Source organism: Pedobacter sp. GW822-FHT03F06 (assembly GCF_058801365.1).
The window spans coordinates 62,625-82,513 of sequence record NZ_JBXANE010000019.1; the positions used below are offsets into that span (position 1 = coordinate 62,625).

A 19,889-nucleotide genomic window follows, 5' to 3' on the forward strand; every position below is an offset into this window, starting at 1 on the left:
ACTAAAAATTATTGCAATTAAACGGTTTTATCACGGTTAGACGGATCTACCTGTTCTCCATCAACGCCATCTTTACCATCTTTAAATTCTTTAACACCTTTACCTAAACCTCTCATTAGTTCAGGAATTTTTTTACCACCAAATAATAACAATACCACTACCGCAATAATGATAATTTCTGGTGTTCCAAGCATTGCTGCTATTGTTGTATTTAACATAACTTTTTGTTTAAACTTTTTCTTTGTCAGTTATAATTTTTTCGTCAACAGGTGTGCTGGTTTCAGTATGCCCTGCACTGGCCTCTACCTTTTCATCAACAGATGATTCTTCTGTTGGATGATGGCGCTGACTATGGTTTACCGCTGTTTCTTCTGCTTCTTCTTTATCTAAATCCATTGCATTGATATTTCTATGGATTTCACGCTTAACACCATCAGAGGCATCTTTGAATTCTCTGATCCCCTTCCCTAGCCCTCTTGCAAGTTCAGGTAATTTTTTACCTCCGAACAACAATAGAACCACCACTAAAATGAGTACGATCTCTGATCCACCCATATTTAAAAACTCTAATAACGTGCCTTGATACATCACTAATATAATTTATACAAATATAGACATTTTAACTTGTCTTAAGTTTATTTACTAATCCAGGCTTCGGGATTTAAAGTTCCCTGACCTCTTCTAATCTGGAATTTTAAAATGGCGTCGTCACCTGTATTTGCCACAATCCCGATAGCCTGTTTGGTTTCAACCAAATTACCTACACTCACACTAACCGATCTTAAGTTTTGGTACACTGTAAAGTACTCGCCATGGTTAATTACTACAGCTGTTCTACCCATAATATTTTGCACCATAACAACCTTACCTGCAAATATACTTCTAACAGTTGCCCCATCAGTTGTGGTGATATCTACTCCATCGTTGGTATAACTTGCCTGGTCTATCTTATGTAAACCAAACCTTTCGGTTATTGTTCCATTTGCTACCGGCCAAGGCAATCTTCCTCTGTTATTTTCAAAACCTGCCGATAATCTGGCTGCTTCAGGTGTTGCAGTAAGCAACTCTCCTGTCGATTTTGCTTTAGCAGTTGGTGTAGCTGGTGCAGTAGGTGCAGGTCTATTTTCAGCCTTGGCTTTTGCAGCCGCAATCCGTGCTTCTTCAGCCGCTTTTCTTCTTGCCTCTTCCGCGGCCTTCCTTCTCGCCTCTTCAATTGCCCGCTGTATTGCAGCACTAATGGCCCTGTCTATCTGGGCCTGTTGTTTTTTACGGCTGGTAATATCCTGTTTAAACTGTTTTTCGTCCTTGCTCAGTTTATTTAATTCTACTGATTGTTTACTTTTATCTTTGCTTAAACGCTCACGCTCTCTTTCCTGTTCCTTCAACAGATCACTTTTTTCCCTGAGTGTTTTATCCAGGACTTTGATTTTGCCGTTCAGGTCTTGCTGTGTATTTTCAATGTATCCGGCCTGTTTTTTACGGTATTGACTAAACTGCTGTAAATACTTTATTCTTTTATATGCCTGGTTAAAATCCTTCGCCGCAAAAATGAACATCATTTTATCGTACGAATTTCTGTTGCGCTGTGCAAAACGGATCATTCCCGCATACTCTTTTTTAAGATCGCCCAACTGACCTTGTAACGTATGTACGGTATTTGTGTTCTGAGAGATTTGGTTATCCAGATTTTTTATTTCAGAGTTGATTGTGCCGATTTTATCCTGGCGCAACCTAATCTGGGCATTTATCGTATTAATCTGCTGTATAGTAAGCTTTTTACCACTGGCAGTTTTATTCAAATTCTTTTGAAGCTGTTCAATTTCGCGTTGTATAGCTTCTTTTTTCCTTCTGAGCTGGCTTTCAGTTTGTGCAACTGCCGAAAGGGTTAACACGCTTAAAAAAAGGATAAATAGGAGTTTTTGTAGCTTCATTAAGCCAAAAGTATAAAAATTTTGTAGTAAAAAATATTAAAATCGAGATACTAAAGTCATAATTGCTTATTACAGAACTGTCTTCACTCAATCTTCATACATAACAAAGATTGCCAGAGCAGCTGTACTAATGCAGTACTTACCTGCCGGCAAATCATTGATAGAATATTTGAATGGAGTTTTTAAGCCTACTTTACAACCGTAAATCTCTTTGGTACATTAAACGGAAAATCGACAGGAACATTGCCATCAATTTTCACAAACTGTAGGTCGATGTTTATCCGCTTTGCTTTAGATAGTGTTTTGATCTGCAATGCGCTAGGAAATAATGATTCGTTTAATTTTTGATAGTCGGTATAGGTAACTTTTAGCGCCTGGCCGTTTTTAGCATCATTTAAATTGGTTTCAGCCACTTTGAAAAGTGTGTTAAAAAGCAATTTGTAATCTAATTCCGATTTGCTTCCAGAAACCACCCAAACACCATTTTCCTGTTTAACATCCGATTCTGCTGTTAAAAACTCGCCCATGGCATTGCCCGTTAAAATGGATTGTAGGGTGTTAAAGTTAACCTGTTTGTTGGTGAAATTATAAATATAACTAAACGGTTTTTTCAGGTATTCGCTTTTCATGCGGTTCATGATCTTGATGCTATCGGGCGTAATCAAAGCCCTTGCCACCTCTGCCATTCCACCTAAGGCCGTAATGCTTACCCAAATGGTTTCCTTGTCTTTCATCTTGAAATTCATGGTTACGTCGTTTGCATCGCCGGCAATATCTAAAGTTGCTTTTGCTTTTAAAGAAAGGGTATTAAATTTAAGTTGTTTGCTATTTAGTAGTGTTAAAGCTTCTGCTTTAGAATTATCAGTTTTGGTTTCTGTTTTGGCAGGGGGAGCCACTACAATTTCTTTTTTAGGTTTACATGCTGAAACAAAAATTACAGCTCCTAATAGGAATGCGCTATTTAAAATACTTCTTTTCATTTATCTTTTTAATTAATACTTCTGATCCGTTTCCGGCCTCTTTTGCTTTTTGCCATTGAATTAACGCTGCATCCTTTTCACCTTTCATAAAAAGTATATCGCCATATCGCTCCAAGTAAACACCGTTTTTACTGCTATTGTTTTGCAAAGCCTTTTCGATCCATGTTTTCGCCAGATCGTATTTTTGCTGTTTAAACAGAATAAAGGCGTAAGTATCTACAATTGAAGGATTATTAGGCATTGCATTGGCCGCTGTTTCGGCATATTTCGCCGCTTTGGTTAAGTCGTCATTTCTTAATGCCAAATAATAGGCATAATTATTCATGATGAGGTAATTATCGGGCTCTGTTGAAATGGCTTTTTCGAAAGCTGTTTTAGCTAAGGCAAAATTATTCTGGTTGATGTAGATATCGCCCTGTAGTGCATAAATCTGCGCCTGCAGGCTTTTATTCTCCACATCCAGCTGTAAGGAAGTTTTTAAATTGCTTTGAGCAGGATCGTACTTACCTGTTTTAAACAGGGCATAAGCCATATAATAATATAAGCTGGCCTGATTGGGATAAATGCTTAAAGCCTCATCGCCAACCTTTATGGCTTCCTCATAATGCCCGAGCAGTGTTTGGATATTAATGACCTGTTCCCAAACTACATAAACCTGTTCGTTAAGTTTTAAAGCAGCCTGATATTGGGCCAATGCATCTTTTAAATGGTTCTGCTGATAAAGTACATCGCCATAAAGTGCCAATGCTTTTGCATCAGCCGGATTTTTTTCTGCAACCAGCTTACTTAGTTCAGTTACATGTTTGGCAACAATGGGTTGGTTAAGTTTCGGAAAAAGTGCGGCGATAATCTTCACCTTTTCCGTAAGGGGCATTTCATTGCTTTCGAAAGCCAATTTTAAGGAGGAAAATGCAGCTTCGTCATTTTTCTGCTTGCGGTAAATATCGGCCAAAGCCAGGTTTACCTCAAAATTATTGGGTTCGAGCTGCTGTGCTTTGGTTAACACCTTTAATGCTTCCGGATCATTTCCCTTCTGCAAAAGCAAACCTGCAGCATATAAATAGTTCTTTACATCAGCCTGGTTACCTTCCAATAACTTTACAATATCACTTTCGGTGGCATTGCCGTTAGATTGCAGACGCTTTCTGGCATTTACCAGATCTCTCGATTCGCCAAATTTAGCCTGGATTTCCTCATAGGTCTTTTTTGCGGCATCTAGCTGATTGCTTAAGAACTGTGCATTGGCCTTATCAAAATAATAGGCATCGTTTTCAGGATCGAGGCGGATCAACTGATTAAAAACCTCAATAAGTTCGGGCATTTTATTGGTGCGCTTGTATACCTCACCGAGTAAACGCCAGTACCATAAATTGCCGCCGTTTAATTTAATTGCCTGTTTTATGTTCTGTTCAGCTTCCGGGAGTTTATCTAAACGCAGATTTGCATTGGCCAGCTCGAAATAGGCTGCGTGGTTATTCGGATCTAAACCAACAATTTTATTGAAATTGGTGGAGGCAACAACATAATTTTCAGACATTTTCTCCCGTAGACCCGCAAAAAACAGTTGTTTTACCATATTGCTATCGCGATTGATACTTGGCGCAACCGTTCCCTGCCCAAAAGCCTGGAAGCTCACTAAAGTAGCTCCAACAAGAAAATGTACTTTGTATTTCATGTTATTTTATCCATCCAAAAATTAACTTCAAACTGAAAACCGCGAACTCCAAACTTATTTCCCCGTATGTCCGTAGCCACCTTCGCCCCGTGCAGTTTCCCCTAATTGTTCAACGGTTTGCCAGCTAACGGTTTCGTGTTTTGCCACAACCATTTGTGCAATTCTATCGCCATTAACGATTTTAAAATCTGTATCTGATAAATTTACCAATAAAACTTTTATTTCACCACGGTAATCAGCATCAATTGTCCCAGGCGCATTTACAATGCTAATACCATGTTTATAGGCCAGTCCGCTTCTCGGTCTGATCTGTGCTTCGTAGCCAACCGGCAATTCAATAAACAAACCTGTTGGCACCAGTAATCTTTGTAAAGGTTTCAATATCATTTCTTCTGTTATTGATGCCCTCAGATCCATACCGGCTGCATGCGCAGTTTCATATTGTGGAAGTGGGTGTTCGGATGCATTGATAATTTTTATTTCCATTTTTTTATTGTTGGGTACTTTAGGGTAATGGCTTATAGATCATGGTTTGATGGCCATTGACCATTAACTATGAACCTAACGCAAAAGTCTCTAATTAACCTCTTTTTAATATTTTCATTAAATCATTCTTTTCGAAATAAGCAATGCCTGCAACAAAAACAATTAACATGGCATTGCCAATATAAATGTTTCTATTGAATACGAAAAACGAAGAGAATACCAGTATGATAGAAATGATTAGATAAGCTAAAATCTTTTTAAGATTATAGGGGATTGGATAATATTTCTGCCCGAGGATGTACGAAATAATCATCATCGTTCCATAGGTTGCCATCGAAACCCAGGCAGAACCCATGTAACTAAACTTTGGAATCAATATAATATTGAATACAATGGTAATAAAAGCTCCAATTAAAGAGATATACAATCCAAACCTGGTTTGATCAGACAACCTATACCAAATAGAAAGGTTCATATAAATACCTAAACATACGTATCCCACCAGTAAATAAGGCACTGCTGGTAAACCGACCCAATACTCGGCCAGGTGTTTTGCATCCCGGCTGATAAAGTATTTGAGGATTTCGATATTTGCAGTAAGCGCCACAAAAAGAATGGAAAGTGCAATTACAAAATACTCCAGAATTTTTGCGTAAGTAATTTTTGCGTTTTCATTTTTGGCATAGCTGAAGAAAAATGGCTCTGCTCCCAATCTAAAAGCCATATTAAAAATACTCAGGAATATAGCCAGCTTACAAACAGCACCATAAATACCAACTTCTGCTTCAGTTGTGTATCGATCCAAAAGTATTTTATCCAGATTTTCATTAACGATGAAAGATAAATTTGCGATCAAGACAGGCCAGCTGTAAGAAAGCATTTTTTTAAATAAATCGCGGTCAAATTTAAACTGAACCTTTAAAAATTCTGGCACTAAAAGCAAAAAGGTAAGGGCACTTGCTACCAGATTGGCGATAAACACATATCCAACCCATTTATCGCGAAACCAACTTTGAAAGAAAGCTGCACCAGGTAAATCGTGTTTAATGATCAGTGGAATACCATAGATGAAAAACAGGCTTAAGAGCACATAACTTAAGATATTCACAAATTTAATGATGCTATATCTAAAAGGCTTTCCGTCAGCCCTGATCCTGGCAAAAGGAATTACACAGATTGCATCCGAAAACAAGAGCCAAAGAAAATACTGCACATATCTTTTTTGATCCTGATAGTGCGACATATTACTGTTTAACAACCATTTGGTAATCGGTTCGGTAAGAACAAGGCCAGTAATTAAAAACAATGTGGATATAAAGGCAACGATCAGGAAAGAATTGTTATAAACCTGCTGTTTTTTATCTTCATGTTTATTGAGATATCTAAAAAAAGTAGTTTCCATTCCAAAGGCCAGTATGGCATTTATCATAGATGCATAAGCATACATTTTTGTAAAAACACCTAATGCACTTGCGCCGTAACTTCTGGTAAATATTGGGGTTAAGATGAAATTGAGTAACCGCGAGGCAATGGTACTGATACCATAAACCATGGTTTGCCCAAGAAACTTTTTATATACAGACATTTATGATTGAGATTTGAGTATTGCGTATTGAGATAAGCTCCTTAGCGGAACAAATAGCAATCCAACAATTCAGCAATTTATTTTCTTAAGATTTCAAAATTACGATAGTTTTTTACTTCACCATCGCTTACCGTTACATTTTCTACACGCGAGCGATCAGGCCCTTCGTAGCACCAGTTTACAAATTCTTCCAGAAAAATGTCTTCGCCTTCTGCTTCGATATAAACCGATCCGTCTTTTTCGTTCTTTACAAAACCCGTTACCATCATTTGGTTGGCAATAATTTTTGTGGTTTCCCTAAAGCCAACGCCCTGCACTTTACCGGTTACGATTATATTAAGATGCTTCATTTATTGTTGTAAAATTGAAATGTTCTAATCTTGCAAAGTTAGTAAAGCAATTTTGTATCCCTATGTTTATAAGCCCAATTCATTTTGTAAACTGTTAAATCTTTGCAGTTCGGACCTAAAACCTAACCATATTTCTTCGAGGATTTCTTTTGCAGGTTTAATTTCATTCAGCATAGCTGAAATCTGACCGATTTCGAGTTCTCCATTTTCCATGTCGCCCTCAAACATGCCCGCTTTTGCCCTTGCTCTGCCCAAAAGCTCTATTAAGCGGCCTCGATCTGCTCCTTCAGCTTCTGCTACCGATATCGCTTCAGCAAATTCATTTTTCAGCAGCCGCACCGGAACCAGTTTTTTCATGGCCAGCTTAGTATCCCCTTCAGCAGCAGCAATAATTTTATTTTTAAATGCCGGATGGGCTGATGATTCTTCGGCAACGGCAAAAGCCGAACCGATCTGAACGGCATCAGCGCCTAAAGCAAACGCCGCCAACATGGCTTTTCCACTTCCAATGCCGCCAGCTGCAATGACAGGAATTTTAACAGCGCCCCTTATCATCGGAATTAAACACATGGTGGTGGTTTCTTCTCTCCCGTTATGTCCACCTGCTTCAAAGCCTTCGGCAACGATGGCATCAACGCCAGCTTCCTGCGCTTTTATGGCAAATTTTGTATTGGCAATTACATGAACAACAGTAATACCCTTTTCTTTTAAAAAACTGGTCCATGTGGTAGGATTACCAGCAGAAGAAAATACAATTTTTACTTCCTCTTCGATTATCACATCTATAATTTCCTGAATGTTAGGATAGAGCAATGGAATATTAACACCAAACGGAAGATGAGTTGCTAATTTGCATTTTTGAATATGTGTTCTTAAAACATCAGGATACATTGAACCGGCTCCAATAATGCCAAGACCTCCTGCATTAGAAACTGCCGATGCCAATCTCCACCCACTGCACCAAACCATCCCGGCCTGAATAATAGGGTATTTAATATTGAAAAGTTTACAAATTGGATTCATATATTCTAAATTAGCCTTTCTACCTGATCATTTTCAATCTTAAAATCAGCAGACAGCTGGATTAAATTCAATCCTGGTTTTTTACCAACCTCTATTGTTCCAATTTGTTGGTCTAGCGCTAAAAATTCGGCTCCACTTATAGTTGCCCAACTCAAAAGTTTTTCAAAAGTAACCTGCTTGTATTGCTGCAAGGTGATCATTTCTGATAGGATATTAAGCTGATGGTTGCTTGCTAAACTATCTGTTCCCAAGGTAATCTTTACGTTTTCTTCAATTAACAGATCAACATCGGGTAGCGCATTTTCAATATATAAATTGGCCTGTGGACAAAGGCACCAGTACAGATTTTTGTTGTTTTGTTTTGCAAAGGTGATATCAGCTCTATTGGAAACGGTGTTATGCACCAACAAACTTTTCTGCTGCTTAATATAAGGCAACCAGGTTTGTAAAGATGTTTTTTTGGAGGGGGTAAAGAAAGATATATCGAGCCCCAGAAATTCGTATAGTGCTAAAAATCCACCGGCTTTATTTTCGAAGAACGCATTTTCATCCTTAGTTTCCTGATTGTGAATACTAATAAAGGCATTATCTTTTTCAGCTTCCACTTTTATCAACCCGAATAATTCAGGCGATACAGAATAGGGTGCATGTGGCACAATTGAGGTGGGCAAAGCGCCAAAACCTTGCTTAATTTCCTTTACATAATCCATTGTCGCATTTGCACGTTCAGGATTAAAGCCCATGGCTTCGATAAAAGTATGGTAGTATATTTTGCTATGCGCTTTTACTTCTTTTGATGAAGTTTGGTTGGAAATGTCGCCAACGGCTACTATCCCGTTTTCGAACATTTTCTGATCAGCAGCATACATAGCCGTTTTAATCTCTTCAATATCGCCCTGCCTGCTTTTAATAATACTTTGTACAAATTCTACCAAACCCGTTTGCTCGGGAATTTGCCCCAACAGGTGCGATAGTTCTAAATGGCAGTGGGTATTGATAAAACCCGGAACGATTGATCCTTTATACTTTATGATATCCAAATCAAAATTCAAGGCCTCTTTTTGGGTCAACACTTTTTCAATTTCGCCATCTGTATTTACGGCTACCACTCCATTTTTAATCGGTGGGGATGAAACAGGAAATATCCAATCGGCTGAAAAGTATTTTAACATATCGCAAATTAGTGGAATAACCGGAGCAAATAAAAATATTTTTCTACACCTAACCTATTTTGATGATAAAATGATTTTTGACTTAGTTTCTAAAGAAATTAGAAAACGGGGAAAGAAAAAAGAGCCTCCTATCGGAATCGAACCAATGACCTACTGATTACAAGTCAGTTGCTCTACCAGCTGAGCTAAGGAGGCTTTTAATTGGGCTGCAATGATAGAAAAAAATCTTCTTTTTTGAAAATTGAAAATTAATTTTTTGAAAATATTTAGTGTGCCGTCAGATGTTACCATCTGATAGCTAATTAACTCCAAGGAATTTTTTAAATCCGTCAGATGGTAACATCTGACGGCACAAGAATTTGTTATTCATCATAATAACGGCAAAACTTGTAGTCATTCGCCCCAAAGTGTGGAGAAGCTCCACAGCGCCAAAATCCTGGCACGCACACAAATGCCTAAAAAACAATAACTTAAATAAAAAAAGTGGTTTGGCATCATTGTGAAACATTAGCAAGTATTGTTACACAAATTAAATTTTAAATATATACTATGAAAAAGTTCGTTTTAGCAGCAACAGTATTAGCATTAGCAGGATTCTCAGCAGTACAGGCAAGTGAAGTAAATACAATCAAAAATGCTGCGATTGTTGCAGTTCAAGATAGCGCAGTGAAAACTCCAGTTAAATTGGAAGAACTTCCTGAGCCAGTTACAACAGCATTAAAATCTGATGCTTACAAAGGATGGACCGCTACTGAAGCTTTCTCTGTTAAAGAGGGTACTAAAGAATATTATTTAATCAACGTTAAAAAAGAAGCCGAAACTGGTTCGGTTAAAATCGATAAAGACGGTAAACCAGTTCAATAAATAAGATCGGTTAGCGCTCTATAATTAACGAGTATTTAACGTAACATGAGTTACAAAACCATATTTAAAACACAATATCATGAAAAAGATCATTTTAGCCGCTACTTTAGCATTCGCAGGATTCACAGCAGTTCAAGCAAGTGAAGTTAATACAATCAAAAACGCTGCAATTGTTGCAGTTCAAGATAGTGCCGTAAAAACTCCGGTTAAACTGGAAGAACTTCCTGCACCAGTAACCACCGCATTAAAATCGGATGCATACAAAGGTTGGACCGCTACTGAAGCTTTCTCTGTTAAAGAAGGTACTAAAGAATATTATTTAATTAATGTTAAAAAAGAAGCAGAAACTGGTTCGGTTAAAATCGACAAAGACGGTAAGCCAGTACAATAATCTCAAATAAATACGCCACACAGGCATAATCAATATAAGCGTGGCCTTCGGGCTGCGCATAAACTAAAAATACATACCACGAAACCGTCATGATTTTCAGCACCACAAGGTAAATTGATTAATCATGGCAGCTTCCTCACAAATAAAATTGTAAACAGATGAAAAAATTAATTTTATCAGCTGCGTTCTTGGCTTTTGCAGGATTCTCAGCAGTACAGGCAAGTGAAGTAAATACAATCAAAAATGCTGCAATTGTTGCAGTTCAAGATAGTGCAGTAAAAACTCCCGTTAAACTGGAAGAACTTCCTGCTCCAGTTACAACAGCGCTAAAATCTGATGCTTACAAAGGATGGACAGCTACTGAAGCTTGGTCTGTTAAAGAAGGAACAAAGGAGTACTACTTAATCAATGTTAAAAAAGAAGCCGAAACTGGTTCAGTTAAAATTGATAAAGACGGTAAGCCAGTACAATAAAACCCAAATAATTACATCTACCTATTATAAGAAAGCCGGATTATGTCCGGCTTTTCTTATTTTTGTTACATGGCGAGAATCCTGATTTTAGAAGACGACACTACATTTGCTCAATTACTTGAAGGTTTTTTAACAAAAAACGGTCATGAGATTACCCTTGTAACCCAGGTTAAGCAATCATTTAAACAAGTTGAAAACAATGAATTCGACTTACTTTTAATCGATTACCGTCTTCCGGATGGGACAGGTCTTGAAGTGCTTAGCCACATCCGTGATCTGGGACTATCCATACCTGCAATCATCATGACCAGTTTTAATGATGTTCGGACTGCGGTCAGGTCCATTCAATTGGGTGCTATTGATTATATTACCAAGCCGGTTAACCCAGATGAGTTACTAATGGTGATCAAAAATTCTTTAGCTAAAAAGGATTTAAAAAGTGTTGAACCAAAAGAAACAAACAGTGATTTTATAAAAGGGAAAAGTGCAGTTGCAGATAAACTGTATGAACACATCAGTTTGGTAGCCCCAACCGACATGTCGGTAATTATACAGGGCGAAAGCGGTACAGGAAAAGAATTTGCTGCCAGAACCCTGCACCAGCAGAGCAAGCGTGCCGATAAACCTTTCGTTGCAATAGATTGCGGTGCATTATCGAAAGATTTAGCTGCCAGCGAATTATTCGGACACGTAAAAGGTGCTTTTACAGGTGCTTTAAACGACAAAAAAGGTCAGTTTGAGGCAGCAAATGGCGGAACATTGTTTTTAGATGAAGTGGGTAACCTAAGTTACGAAGTGCAGATTAAATTACTTAGGGCACTACAAGAAAGGGTAATCCAGCCTTTGGGCAGTACCAAACAAATCCCTGTTAATGTTCGCATCATTACAGCTACCAATGATGATCTGGCCAATAGTATGCAACAAGGTGAGTTTAGAGAAGATTTATATCATCGTTTAAATGAGTTCAAAATCCAGCTTCCTCCATTGCGAGATCGGGGCGGAGATTTAGAACTGTTTATCAACCATTTTATACAGCTATCAAACCGAGATTTAGAACGGAATGTGAAAAGTATTTCTAATGAGGCAAAAACACTTTTGCTTAGTTACGATTGGCCGGGAAATTTGCGCGAGCTTAGCAATGTGATTAAACGTATGGTTTTATTAAGCCCAGGCGATGTTGCCCAAATTGGTGCATTACCTGACGAAATGATGATTTCTGTCCGTCACCAGTCAGCTCCAGGCAATTCATCCGACCTTAAAGCGGTAAACGAACAGAATGAAAAAGCGTTGATTACTGAAACATTGATCAAGGTGAGGCATAATAAATCAAAAGCCGCGAAGATTTTAAACATCGACCGTAAAACCCTTTACGCTAAGATGGAGCGTTACGGCATAGAATAACTATCCGGCATTGGAGTAATCCATCTCTTCCATAATTGCAATTAAGCCATCCAGTTTTCTGATCTGCAATAAAACTTCAGATTTAATATTGTTGGTTAAGCCTTTTTCGGCGATTTCTAATTCCAGGATGCGGAATGCACTTGCCAAGGTCTTCGAACCCATTTGCGCCGTACGTCCTGCCAGGCGGTGAACCAGCAACCTGGCCTGATCTGGGTCATTATCAGTTAAATGTTTTTTCAATTCTACAGCATCAACTATAGAATCCTGTTTAAAACGGTTCAGTATTTTCTCTAACATTTGCTGATCGCCAAAGGTCATTTTCTCAATGGAAGAGAAATCGAATTCGGGCTGTTCAGTCAAAATTTCAGTTCTATCAAATATAGATAGGATATCTACGGCCCTAAACGGCTTCATAATTAGCCCATCAAAGCCTTCACTTAAAACCATTTCACGCTCTTCAGGTAGAACCTGTGCGGTAATGGCGTAAAATTTAATGTGCGCGGGGAGTTTCTTCTTCAATAAATGGCAAAGTTCAAATCCTGTCATTTCGGGCATACGCATATCAACCAGCACATATTTTAAATCCGGCTCAGGCGCTGCGTGCAGGATATCGGCAACATGGGTAAAACTTCTAAACGGGATTTGGTTTTTCTGAAAAATCATTCCGCATAAATCCAGAATGAGTTTATCATCATCAATTACCCAAACTGTACCTGGGTTTACAATTGCATAATGTTCTAAATCTAAAATATCGTTTACACGCTCAGTGGTATTTTCATATTTCATATAAATATTAAATGTGGTACCAATGCCCGGTTTACTTTTCACATAAATTCTTCCTCCTTGTGTTTCGATCAAAGATTTAACGATTGGCAGTCCCAAACCTGTGCCAGCCTGGTTGATGATGTATTTTTCAGGAGATTCTATCTGCTCAAATTCATTAAATATTTTTGGAATATCTTTTTCTTCAAAACCGATACCTGTATCTTTTATTGTAAAATGGAAATGTAGATCATCACCCTGCTTTTTATACGATACTGAAAGTACAATCTCACCTTTCAGGGTAAATTTTACAGCATTGCCCAATAGGTTAAATAGGATCTGTTTTAATCTGAAAACATCTCCTTTTACAAATTCAAGATCGGCAAGATCAAGCTTAGTATTTAATTGAAGTGATTTTTGCTCTGCCAAAGGCCGCATTACCGAAACTACCTCATCTAAAGCTTTTCTGATGTTGAACACCTGGTTATTGAAACTAAATTCGCCCGAAATAATCCGGTTATAATCTAATACCTCGTTCACAATCTGAAGTAAATGAATGGAAGATTGATAAATGGCATCCACATCTTTTTTATTCGGTACTTCCTGCTGGGTAATCATCTCGGCATAGCCCAAAATAGACTGCAGCGGCGTTCTAATCTCATGGCTCATGTTTGATAGGAACCGCTGCTTGGCCTTACCATGGTATTCTGCTTCATCCTTAGCAAGCTCCAATGCCCTTCTATACCTGTTGCTTTTTGTAATATCAGCCAAAATTAAATACAGCAGAATAACTGTTAGCAGGAAAAAGATAATGATAATGGTTGTGATCTGTGTAATTCCATCGTTAACCACTTCTTTAGCCTGAATACCATTTAAATCTACCTGGGCTACTGCCTCCCCCTCAACCTCTCTTAAAATCTGTAACATCTGCGCAGTTAATGCATTACTGGCGTTTGATAAATCTGCTTCGCGTTTTAAAAATTTCTGACTTTTCTGGCGTTGCTCGAGTTCGATGTTTTTTAAGGCCCCCGTCATACTCTTCATAATGCTATCTTCAGCCTTTGCATTCAGCGTATCGCGCTTTACCTTAAACTCCTCATTAATGATTTTATATACATCAGATTTCTTCTTACCAAACAGTTTACTCAAAAAACCCCTCGATTTCTCTTTTTCTTCAGGCGCAACCGTAGTAGTTGAGGTAGTTGTCTCGGTGGTCAGTACCGCACTGTCTGTCTGTCTGGTACGTGTAGCAACCAATTCATTTAATTTCTGAACCTCATTAGAGAACGATTTGGTATTCACCAACGTTTCTCTCACCTTTAAATAATTGATAAATTGTTTATCGCGGTCGGTCAGTAGATTCTTGATCGATTTTATTCTCGCCAACTGGGCAGAATCGCCCCTGTACAATTTACCCAAGGTATCCAGGCTAGCCCTTAGCTTACGCGACTCTTTAAGAAAACTATAATTCCCCTGTTTATTGAAAGCCTCGTCCCTTTGCAGCTGATCTAACCTGGCAATCTTATGTGAAAGATCATTTACGATCCTTAAACGGTCGTTCGGGGCCGAAATTTCTTCAACGGTATCCAGCATCCTTGTAAAAGCAAATTTACTGATACCCCAGGCCAATAGCAATGCAAAACAGGCAAACAGGAAACCTATAATTACTTTACTTTTTATTGCCCGGAAGAAACGCTTTTGGATAACAGCAGCCATTTAATTCAGATTATGTATGATTAACCCTAGTTATAACGGTTTAACCTATAGAATTGATATGTATTTATCTTTTACAAATAACGTACCACAAGAAAAATTGATTAAAAAACTTTAATTTTAATCGCCTAACAAAACATACTATGAACCGTATCGACCGACTTTTCGGAATCTTAACCCTGCTTCAATCCAGAAAATATATTACCGCAGAAAAAATTGCGGAAAGGTTTGATATGAGCATACGCACCGTATATCGCGATATTAAAGCATTAGGCGAGCAAGGCATACCGGTAAGTTTTGAGCAGCACAAAGGCTATTACCTGGTTCAGGGTTATTTCCTGCCGCCAGTTTCTTTTAATATGGACGAGGCCAATGCACTGCTATTGGTTGAAAGTTTGGTGAACGGCTTTGCTGATAATTCTATCCGTACCCATTACGCTACAGCACTGACAAAAGTAAAGGCGGTATTAAAATCGGGACAAAAAGAAAAGCTCGAAACCTTAAACCAGCATATTAAATTGCAGATTCCGGAAAGGTTAAATTTTAACTTCGAATACCTATCACTTATTCAACACGCCATTACCGAAAAAAACCTGATCGAACTCAATTATAAAAACAATAAGGAGGAAGTGAGCAAAAGAGAAGTAGAACCAATTGGCTTAATTTTCTATGCTTTTAGCTGGCATTTAATTGCCTGGTGCCATTACAGGAATGAATACCGTGATTTTAACCTCACCCGGCTTATCTGCCTTAAAAATCTAGGTATTCCTTTCAAAAAAACGCAGCACATGCCACTAAGTGAATACATGCACTTACTTCCAGTAAATTATTAAAAAAATATTTTTCACACTGCCATAGGGTTGTCAGTGGGCTGTATTTTCTTTGTGTAACTAAACATCAAAATCATGAGTATTGCCGATTTACTACTAATGGATTTAAGCACCGCAGAAAAAATAAAACAGAAAAATATGGACATTATTAAATTATTATTGAAAGAGCTAGAAGCTGAATTTAATACGACAAAAAAATTCCTGGCTATTGTACCTGTAGAAAAATTTGACTGGGCACCACATGAAAAAAGCATGAAAATGAAGTCGCTTGCGGTTCATATTGCTGATCTACCGAGTTGGGTTTCACTCGCTTTAACTACTGATGGACTGGATTTTGAAACAGCTCCTTATGTTGAACAACCTGCAGAAAATGCCGATGATCTGGTTAAAATTCTAGAGAAAAATTATGCCCTGGGAAAAGCAGAATTGGAAAAAGCTACAGAAGAAGAACTAAATGGCCGTTGGGTATTGAGCATGGGCAAACAGGTTTTGGCAGATTATTCTAAATACGAAACCATCCGCCATTCACTTAGTCAAACCACTCACCACAGGGCACAGTTAGGGGTTTACTTAAGATTACTCGATATCCCGATCCCAGGCAGCTATGGCCCAAGTGCAGACGATCAAAACTTTTAGTTCTTAATAATTCAGAATAAGCTGTCGGAACCTGGTGCGTTTCGATGGCCTGTTCTGAAATGACTCCACAATTACCAGACTACCTTGATATTCCTTTTGCGCTTTGCTACTTTTAGCAATGAAAAAAATATTGGCAATCTCTGGAAGCACGAAAGCAGTATCAACCAATGCACTTTACATCACAGCCATCTCCAGGCTTTTGGGTGGAGACTTCGAGGTATTAAACTTTTCATCCATTTCAGATATTCCACATTTCAATCCTGATTTAGACCAGGGAAATCCACCACAGGCCGTCGAAGAGCTTCGCTCAACCATCCAAAAAGCAGATGGAATCATCATCTCCACACCAGAATATGCGATGGGCTTACCAGGCTCACTAAAGAACCTACTCGATTGGACGGTAAGTTCAGCATCATTTTCGGGGAAACCCGTTTTAGCACTTGTTGCTTCAACCCAAGGCGAGAAAGCTTATCAGTCCATCATCGATATTTTAACAGTAATTGAAGCAAGGGTATCGCCCCAGCTTATCTCATTCGCAAAAGCGAAGATCGATAGTGAGGGAGCAATTACCGATAACGAAACCTTAACCGCACTCAAAAGCACTGTCGATTCATTTGTTGCCCGTATGGAGAATGGATAACACGATTTATTTCCGTAAAATTGCAGTATGAACAATAACTCTGCAACCCGTTTAAATAAATTCATCAGTGAAAGTGGATTATGTTCACGCCGTGAAGCAGACCGTTATATCGAAAAGGGTACCGTTTTCATTAATGGGAAAAGGGCTAAAGTAGGCGACCAGGTTTTTCCGGGCGATAAAGTTATGGTAAACGGGCATAATATCGAACCTAAAGAAGAAAGTAATTTCATCCTATTGGCTTTTAACAAGCCTGTAGGTATTACCAGCACTACAGAAGGCAGCGTACGCGATAATATTGTTGATTACGTTAACCATAGCGAAAGGATATTTCCAATCGGCCGATTGGATAAAGATTCATCAGGCCTGATCTTCCTGACCAACAACGGCGACATCGTTAACAAAATTTTAAGGGCAGGGAATAAACACGAAAAGGAATACATAGTAACGGTAAACAAACCGATTACGGAAGATTTTATTTTCGAGATGAGTAATGGTGTTCCTATCTTGGGGGTAAACACGCGCAAATGTAAGGTTCGTCAGATCAGCACATTTGTTTTCAACATTATCTTAATCCAGGGATTAAACAGGCAGATCCGTAGAATGTGCGAGCATTTTGGTTATGAAGTTACCAAGCTTGAGCGTACGCGCATTATGAATATCAATTTAAAAGGTATTCCGACAGGAGAATTTAGAGAACTTAGTGAAGATGAGATGAAAAGCATCACTAAAAGTGTTGAAAATTCATCATCCGAGGCCAAAATAAAACCCAAAGGCACTAAGAAAAAAACAAATGCATGGGAAGAAATCCCCGAACTTAAAGAAGAGCAAACAAAAAAACCGTTTAAACCAAAGCCGTCTGGCGCAAAATCAACAGGAAAAAAGAGCGCAGGTCATTCCGGAGCAAAACCAACAGGTAAAAGCAATGCGGGAAACAGAAATTCCAGACCTGCCAAAGGTAAGGCTATCAGCAAGTCAAACTCAAGAGGCAGAGGAAGATAAAGCTAATTAATTGTAAAATTCGGCATCTTGCAGGCGCCCTCTACCGTCTACCTTTCTGCCTTACACCTTTTTTAAGTACCTTTGCAACAAATGGTAACAGCAAAAAAAACCGATATCCGTGCATTAGATCTACCTCAATTGCAACAACACCTTGTAGCAATGCAACAACCTGCATTCAGGGCTAAGCAGATTTACCAATGGCTTTGGGAGAAATCAGCTACGAGTTTCGAGCAGATGAGCAATCTTTCTAAAGATCTTCGTAAGGCATTGGACGAAACTTTTGCCATTAATGCTGTTCAGGTTAACAATTCACAGTTCAGTAACGACCATACCATTAAAAACACTTTCAGGTTAGCAGACGGTAATATTGTAGAGGGGGTTTTAATTCCTTTAGAAGACCGTATGACTGCTTGCGTAAGCTCTCAGGTAGGCTGCAGTTTAACCTGTAAGTTCTGTGCAACCGGCTACATGGACCGTAAGCGTAATTTAAACGCCGATGAAATTTATGACCAGGTAGTATTGATCGATAAGCAGGCTAAACAGAATTATAACAATCCCCTTACCAATATCGTGTATATGGGCATGGGAGAGCCGCTTTTAAACTATGCCAATGTATTGAAGTCGATTGAGCGCATTACTGCTCCAGATGGCTTAAACATGAGTTATAAGCGTATTACAGTTTCTACCGCAGGTATTGCTAAAATGATCAAGAAATTGGGCGATGACGGTGCAAAATTTAACCTGGCACTTTCGCTCCATGCCGCTGATGATAAAAAGCGAAATGAGATCATGCCGATCAATGAGGCCAACTCGTTAAAAGCATTGGCTGATGCACTTAAATACTACTTCGCTAAAACCAAAAATCCGGTAACCTACGAATACATTGTTTTCAATCATTTTAACGATGAAATTTCAGATGCAATGGATTTAGCTAAATTTTGCAAACATATCCCCTGTAAGGTAAACCTCATTGAATATAACCCCATTTCTTTTGCTGATTTCACCAATGCAGAAGGCGATAAGATCGATGCTTTTTCCAATTATTTAAAAAGCCAGGGCATCAATACCAACATCCGACGTAGCCGTGGTAAAGATATCGATGCTGCTTGCGGGCAGTTAGCGGTTAAAGAAGAAGCTAACGCTTAACTCATTATTTTAAATATTCTAATTTAGTCAAGAGTTTTTTTTAAGTAACGTATTTTTTTCGGAGCGCAATAGCAGTAAAATGTAGGTCGCGTTCCGTCCTGCTGTACGCTGCAATCCTTTTGGGAAACCCTTATGATAAACAAGCTACCTATGCCCAAAAGGGATTTTCGCTGCCATCAGGGCTATTGAACCTGGGCCAGTAGTGTAAAACTCAGCGGAGATCAGCGTAATCTGCGGGAACAAACCCTTTACTCCTCCTTACTATCAGATGATTGATATTTTAACGATCTGGAGCGCAATAGCAGTAAAATGTAGGTTGGGTTCCGTCCTGCTGTACGCTGCAATCCTTTTGGGAAACCCCTGGGATAAACAATCTACCTATGCCCAAAAGTGATTTCGCTGCCATCAGGGCTATTGAACTTAAGACTGAAGATGTAAGCGGAAAATGGATCAGGTTCTGCGGAGATCAGCGTAATCTGCGGGAACAAACCCTCAACTTGCCTTAACTCTTTTTAATAATCAGAAAACTAATATAAATTCATTTACTATTAAGAAGTTAACGGATTAAGAAAATCATACCGGAACAGTGCCTAATTTTTTTTCATTCCTTAACGATAGTAATAAGCCCCGTTACAGTTTTTCACCATTAAGGAATTAAGGCCATTAAGAAAACCAGGGCGAAGCTATAGCCCGACTTTTCTCAACTGCTTAATGGTAATTGAGAGTAGGAGGTTTACAAAAGGCTATAAACGAAGAAACCCTTCAACATTGCTGTTAAAGGGTTTCTTTTAAGATCTGGCACCGACCTACTCTCCCACGTGTTACCGCAGTA

Annotated in this window: 21 protein-coding genes and 1 tRNA gene; 10 read left to right on the forward strand and 12 right to left on the reverse strand. The window is 38.6% G+C overall.

Going from position 1 to position 19,889, the window contains the following annotated elements:
* Positions 1-17: 17 nt before the first annotated feature.
* The 11 genes from AC1RJ8_RS24285 to AC1RJ8_RS24335 all read right to left on the reverse strand — a co-directional run bounded on the left by AC1RJ8_RS24285 (position 18) and on the right by AC1RJ8_RS24335 (position 9,397).
* Positions 18-218 (reverse strand): Sec-independent protein translocase subunit TatA/TatB, encoded by a 201-nt coding sequence (locus tag AC1RJ8_RS24285; protein ID WP_029287719.1) that lies wholly within the window; start codon positions 216-218, stop codon positions 18-20.
* A 10-nt stretch (positions 219-228) separates the two neighbouring features.
* The gene (locus tag AC1RJ8_RS24290; protein ID WP_492955976.1) at positions 229-588 is read right to left on the reverse strand and encodes a Sec-independent protein translocase subunit TatA/TatB; all 360 of its coding nucleotides are present in this window, start codon (positions 586-588) and stop codon (positions 229-231) included.
* 47 nt (positions 589-635) lie between these two features.
* Positions 636-1,931, reverse strand: a complete 1,296-nt coding sequence (locus AC1RJ8_RS24295; RefSeq protein ID WP_057931892.1) for a murein hydrolase activator EnvC family protein — start codon at positions 1,929-1,931, stop codon at positions 636-638.
* A gap of 188 nt (positions 1,932-2,119) precedes the next feature.
* Positions 2,120-2,911, reverse strand: coding sequence for a lipoprotein insertase outer membrane protein LolB1 (lolB1, locus tag AC1RJ8_RS24300; RefSeq protein ID WP_492955975.1), 792 nt, complete (start codon positions 2,909-2,911; stop codon positions 2,120-2,122).
* Positions 2,889-4,586 carry a tetratricopeptide repeat protein gene (locus AC1RJ8_RS24305; protein WP_492955974.1) on the reverse strand — a complete coding sequence of 566 codons (1,698 nt, stop codon included), beginning with the start codon at positions 4,584-4,586 and terminating at the stop codon, positions 2,889-2,891. The genes lolB1 and AC1RJ8_RS24305 overlap by 23 nt, the downstream gene beginning before the upstream one ends.
* Before the next feature lie 54 nt (positions 4,587-4,640).
* Positions 4,641-5,072: a dUTP diphosphatase gene (gene dut / locus AC1RJ8_RS24310; protein ID WP_492955973.1), complete on the reverse strand. Its 432-nt coding sequence runs from the start codon at positions 5,070-5,072 to the stop codon at positions 4,641-4,643.
* A gap of 94 nt (positions 5,073-5,166) precedes the next feature.
* The gene (locus AC1RJ8_RS24315; RefSeq protein WP_492955972.1) at positions 5,167-6,657 is read right to left on the reverse strand and encodes an oligosaccharide flippase family protein; all 1,491 of its coding nucleotides are present in this window, start codon (positions 6,655-6,657) and stop codon (positions 5,167-5,169) included.
* Between the two features lie 77 nt (positions 6,658-6,734).
* Positions 6,735-7,007, reverse strand: coding sequence for an acylphosphatase (locus tag AC1RJ8_RS24320; protein ID WP_492955971.1), 273 nt, complete (start codon positions 7,005-7,007; stop codon positions 6,735-6,737).
* Positions 7,008-7,073: 66 nt separating this feature from the next.
* Positions 7,074-8,030 carry an NAD(P)H-dependent flavin oxidoreductase gene (locus tag AC1RJ8_RS24325; protein ID WP_492955970.1) on the reverse strand — a complete coding sequence of 319 codons (957 nt, stop codon included), beginning with the start codon at positions 8,028-8,030 and terminating at the stop codon, positions 7,074-7,076.
* A gap of 5 nt (positions 8,031-8,035) precedes the next feature.
* Positions 8,036-9,202 carry an amidohydrolase family protein gene (locus AC1RJ8_RS24330; protein ID WP_492955969.1) on the reverse strand — a complete coding sequence of 389 codons (1,167 nt, stop codon included), beginning with the start codon at positions 9,200-9,202 and terminating at the stop codon, positions 8,036-8,038.
* Positions 9,203-9,324: 122 nt separating this feature from the next.
* A tRNA-Thr gene (locus AC1RJ8_RS24335) sits at positions 9,325-9,397 on the reverse strand.
* Between the two features lie 354 nt (positions 9,398-9,751).
* Between AC1RJ8_RS24335 and AC1RJ8_RS24340 the strand changes: the two genes are divergently transcribed.
* The 4 genes from AC1RJ8_RS24340 to AC1RJ8_RS24355 all read left to right on the forward strand — a co-directional run bounded on the left by AC1RJ8_RS24340 (position 9,752) and on the right by AC1RJ8_RS24355 (position 12,331).
* Positions 9,752-10,066, forward strand: a complete 315-nt coding sequence (locus tag AC1RJ8_RS24340; protein ID WP_492955968.1) for a hypothetical protein — start codon at positions 9,752-9,754, stop codon at positions 10,064-10,066.
* Positions 10,067-10,145: 79 nt separating this feature from the next.
* A complete protein-coding gene (locus AC1RJ8_RS24345) occupies positions 10,146-10,457 on the forward strand; it encodes a hypothetical protein (protein ID WP_057931900.1) in 312 nt (103 codons plus the stop codon).
* Between the two features lie 158 nt (positions 10,458-10,615).
* Positions 10,616-10,930, forward strand: coding sequence for a hypothetical protein (locus AC1RJ8_RS24350; RefSeq protein ID WP_057931901.1), 315 nt, complete (start codon positions 10,616-10,618; stop codon positions 10,928-10,930).
* A 69-nt stretch (positions 10,931-10,999) separates the two neighbouring features.
* Positions 11,000-12,331, forward strand: coding sequence for a sigma-54-dependent transcriptional regulator (locus AC1RJ8_RS24355; protein WP_492955967.1), 1,332 nt, complete (start codon positions 11,000-11,002; stop codon positions 12,329-12,331).
* On the opposite strand, the gene AC1RJ8_RS24360 is transcribed toward AC1RJ8_RS24355, so the two are convergent.
* On the reverse strand, positions 12,332-14,809 hold the full coding sequence (locus AC1RJ8_RS24360) for a hybrid sensor histidine kinase/response regulator (protein WP_492955966.1): 2,478 nt from the start codon (positions 14,807-14,809) through the stop codon (positions 12,332-12,334).
* Positions 14,810-14,949: 140 nt separating this feature from the next.
* Here AC1RJ8_RS24360 and AC1RJ8_RS24365 point away from each other — a divergent pair, with 140 nt between their 5' ends.
* From AC1RJ8_RS24365 to AC1RJ8_RS24390, 6 genes are all read left to right on the forward strand, one after another.
* Positions 14,950-15,639 carry a helix-turn-helix transcriptional regulator gene (locus AC1RJ8_RS24365; RefSeq protein WP_492955965.1) on the forward strand — a complete coding sequence of 230 codons (690 nt, stop codon included), beginning with the start codon at positions 14,950-14,952 and terminating at the stop codon, positions 15,637-15,639.
* Positions 15,640-15,711: 72 nt separating this feature from the next.
* Positions 15,712-16,272 carry a DinB family protein gene (locus AC1RJ8_RS24370; protein ID WP_492955964.1) on the forward strand — a complete coding sequence of 187 codons (561 nt, stop codon included), beginning with the start codon at positions 15,712-15,714 and terminating at the stop codon, positions 16,270-16,272.
* A 118-nt stretch (positions 16,273-16,390) separates the two neighbouring features.
* Positions 16,391-16,912, forward strand: coding sequence for an NADPH-dependent FMN reductase (locus AC1RJ8_RS24375; protein WP_492955963.1), 522 nt, complete (start codon positions 16,391-16,393; stop codon positions 16,910-16,912).
* A gap of 27 nt (positions 16,913-16,939) precedes the next feature.
* Positions 16,940-17,911, forward strand: a complete 972-nt coding sequence (gene rluF / locus AC1RJ8_RS24380) for a 23S rRNA pseudouridine(2604) synthase RluF (protein WP_492955962.1) — start codon at positions 16,940-16,942, stop codon at positions 17,909-17,911.
* 90 nt (positions 17,912-18,001) lie between these two features.
* On the forward strand, positions 18,002-19,057 hold the full coding sequence (gene rlmN / locus AC1RJ8_RS24385) for a dual-specificity RNA methyltransferase RlmN (RefSeq protein ID WP_029280032.1): 1,056 nt from the start codon (positions 18,002-18,004) through the stop codon (positions 19,055-19,057).
* Between the two features lie 380 nt (positions 19,058-19,437).
* Positions 19,438-19,563, forward strand: coding sequence for a hypothetical protein (locus tag AC1RJ8_RS24390; RefSeq protein ID WP_492955961.1), 126 nt, complete (start codon positions 19,438-19,440; stop codon positions 19,561-19,563).
* The last annotated feature ends 326 nt before the right edge of the window (positions 19,564-19,889 follow it).

Excerpts from the sequence above, each read along its gene's own strand:
- AC1RJ8_RS24285 (WP_029287719.1), bottom strand. The coding sequence starts at position 218 with ATGTTAAATACAACAATAGCAGCAATGCTTGGAACACCAGAAATTATC.
- AC1RJ8_RS24290 (WP_492955976.1), bottom strand. The coding sequence starts at position 588 with ATGTATCAAGGCACGTTATTAGAGTTTTTAAATATGGGTGGATCAGAG.
- AC1RJ8_RS24295 (WP_057931892.1), bottom strand. The coding sequence starts at position 1,931 with ATGAAGCTACAAAAACTCCTATTTATCCTTTTTTTAAGCGTGTTAACC.
- lolB1 (WP_492955975.1), bottom strand. The coding sequence starts at position 2,911 with ATGAAAAGAAGTATTTTAAATAGCGCATTCCTATTAGGAGCTGTAATT.
- AC1RJ8_RS24305 (WP_492955974.1), bottom strand. The coding sequence starts at position 4,586 with ATGAAATACAAAGTACATTTTCTTGTTGGAGCTACTTTAGTGAGCTTC.
- dut (WP_492955973.1), bottom strand. The coding sequence starts at position 5,072 with ATGGAAATAAAAATTATCAATGCATCCGAACACCCACTTCCACAATAT.
- AC1RJ8_RS24315 (WP_492955972.1), bottom strand. The coding sequence starts at position 6,657 with ATGTCTGTATATAAAAAGTTTCTTGGGCAAACCATGGTTTATGGTATC.
- AC1RJ8_RS24320 (WP_492955971.1), bottom strand. The coding sequence starts at position 7,007 with ATGAAGCATCTTAATATAATCGTAACCGGTAAAGTGCAGGGCGTTGGC.
- AC1RJ8_RS24325 (WP_492955970.1), bottom strand. The coding sequence starts at position 8,030 with ATGAATCCAATTTGTAAACTTTTCAATATTAAATACCCTATTATTCAG.
- AC1RJ8_RS24330 (WP_492955969.1), bottom strand. The coding sequence starts at position 9,202 with ATGTTAAAATACTTTTCAGCCGATTGGATATTTCCTGTTTCATCCCCA.
- AC1RJ8_RS24340 (WP_492955968.1), top strand. The coding sequence starts at position 9,752 with ATGAAAAAGTTCGTTTTAGCAGCAACAGTATTAGCATTAGCAGGATTC.
- AC1RJ8_RS24345 (WP_057931900.1), top strand. The coding sequence starts at position 10,146 with ATGAAAAAGATCATTTTAGCCGCTACTTTAGCATTCGCAGGATTCACA.
- AC1RJ8_RS24350 (WP_057931901.1), top strand. The coding sequence starts at position 10,616 with ATGAAAAAATTAATTTTATCAGCTGCGTTCTTGGCTTTTGCAGGATTC.
- AC1RJ8_RS24355 (WP_492955967.1), top strand. The coding sequence starts at position 11,000 with ATGGCGAGAATCCTGATTTTAGAAGACGACACTACATTTGCTCAATTA.
- AC1RJ8_RS24360 (WP_492955966.1), bottom strand. The coding sequence starts at position 14,809 with ATGGCTGCTGTTATCCAAAAGCGTTTCTTCCGGGCAATAAAAAGTAAA.
- AC1RJ8_RS24365 (WP_492955965.1), top strand. The coding sequence starts at position 14,950 with ATGAACCGTATCGACCGACTTTTCGGAATCTTAACCCTGCTTCAATCC.
- AC1RJ8_RS24370 (WP_492955964.1), top strand. The coding sequence starts at position 15,712 with ATGAGTATTGCCGATTTACTACTAATGGATTTAAGCACCGCAGAAAAA.
- AC1RJ8_RS24375 (WP_492955963.1), top strand. The coding sequence starts at position 16,391 with ATGAAAAAAATATTGGCAATCTCTGGAAGCACGAAAGCAGTATCAACC.
- rluF (WP_492955962.1), top strand. The coding sequence starts at position 16,940 with ATGAACAATAACTCTGCAACCCGTTTAAATAAATTCATCAGTGAAAGT.
- rlmN (WP_029280032.1), top strand. The coding sequence starts at position 18,002 with ATGGTAACAGCAAAAAAAACCGATATCCGTGCATTAGATCTACCTCAA.
- AC1RJ8_RS24390 (WP_492955961.1), top strand. The coding sequence starts at position 19,438 with ATGCCCAAAAGTGATTTCGCTGCCATCAGGGCTATTGAACTTAAGACT.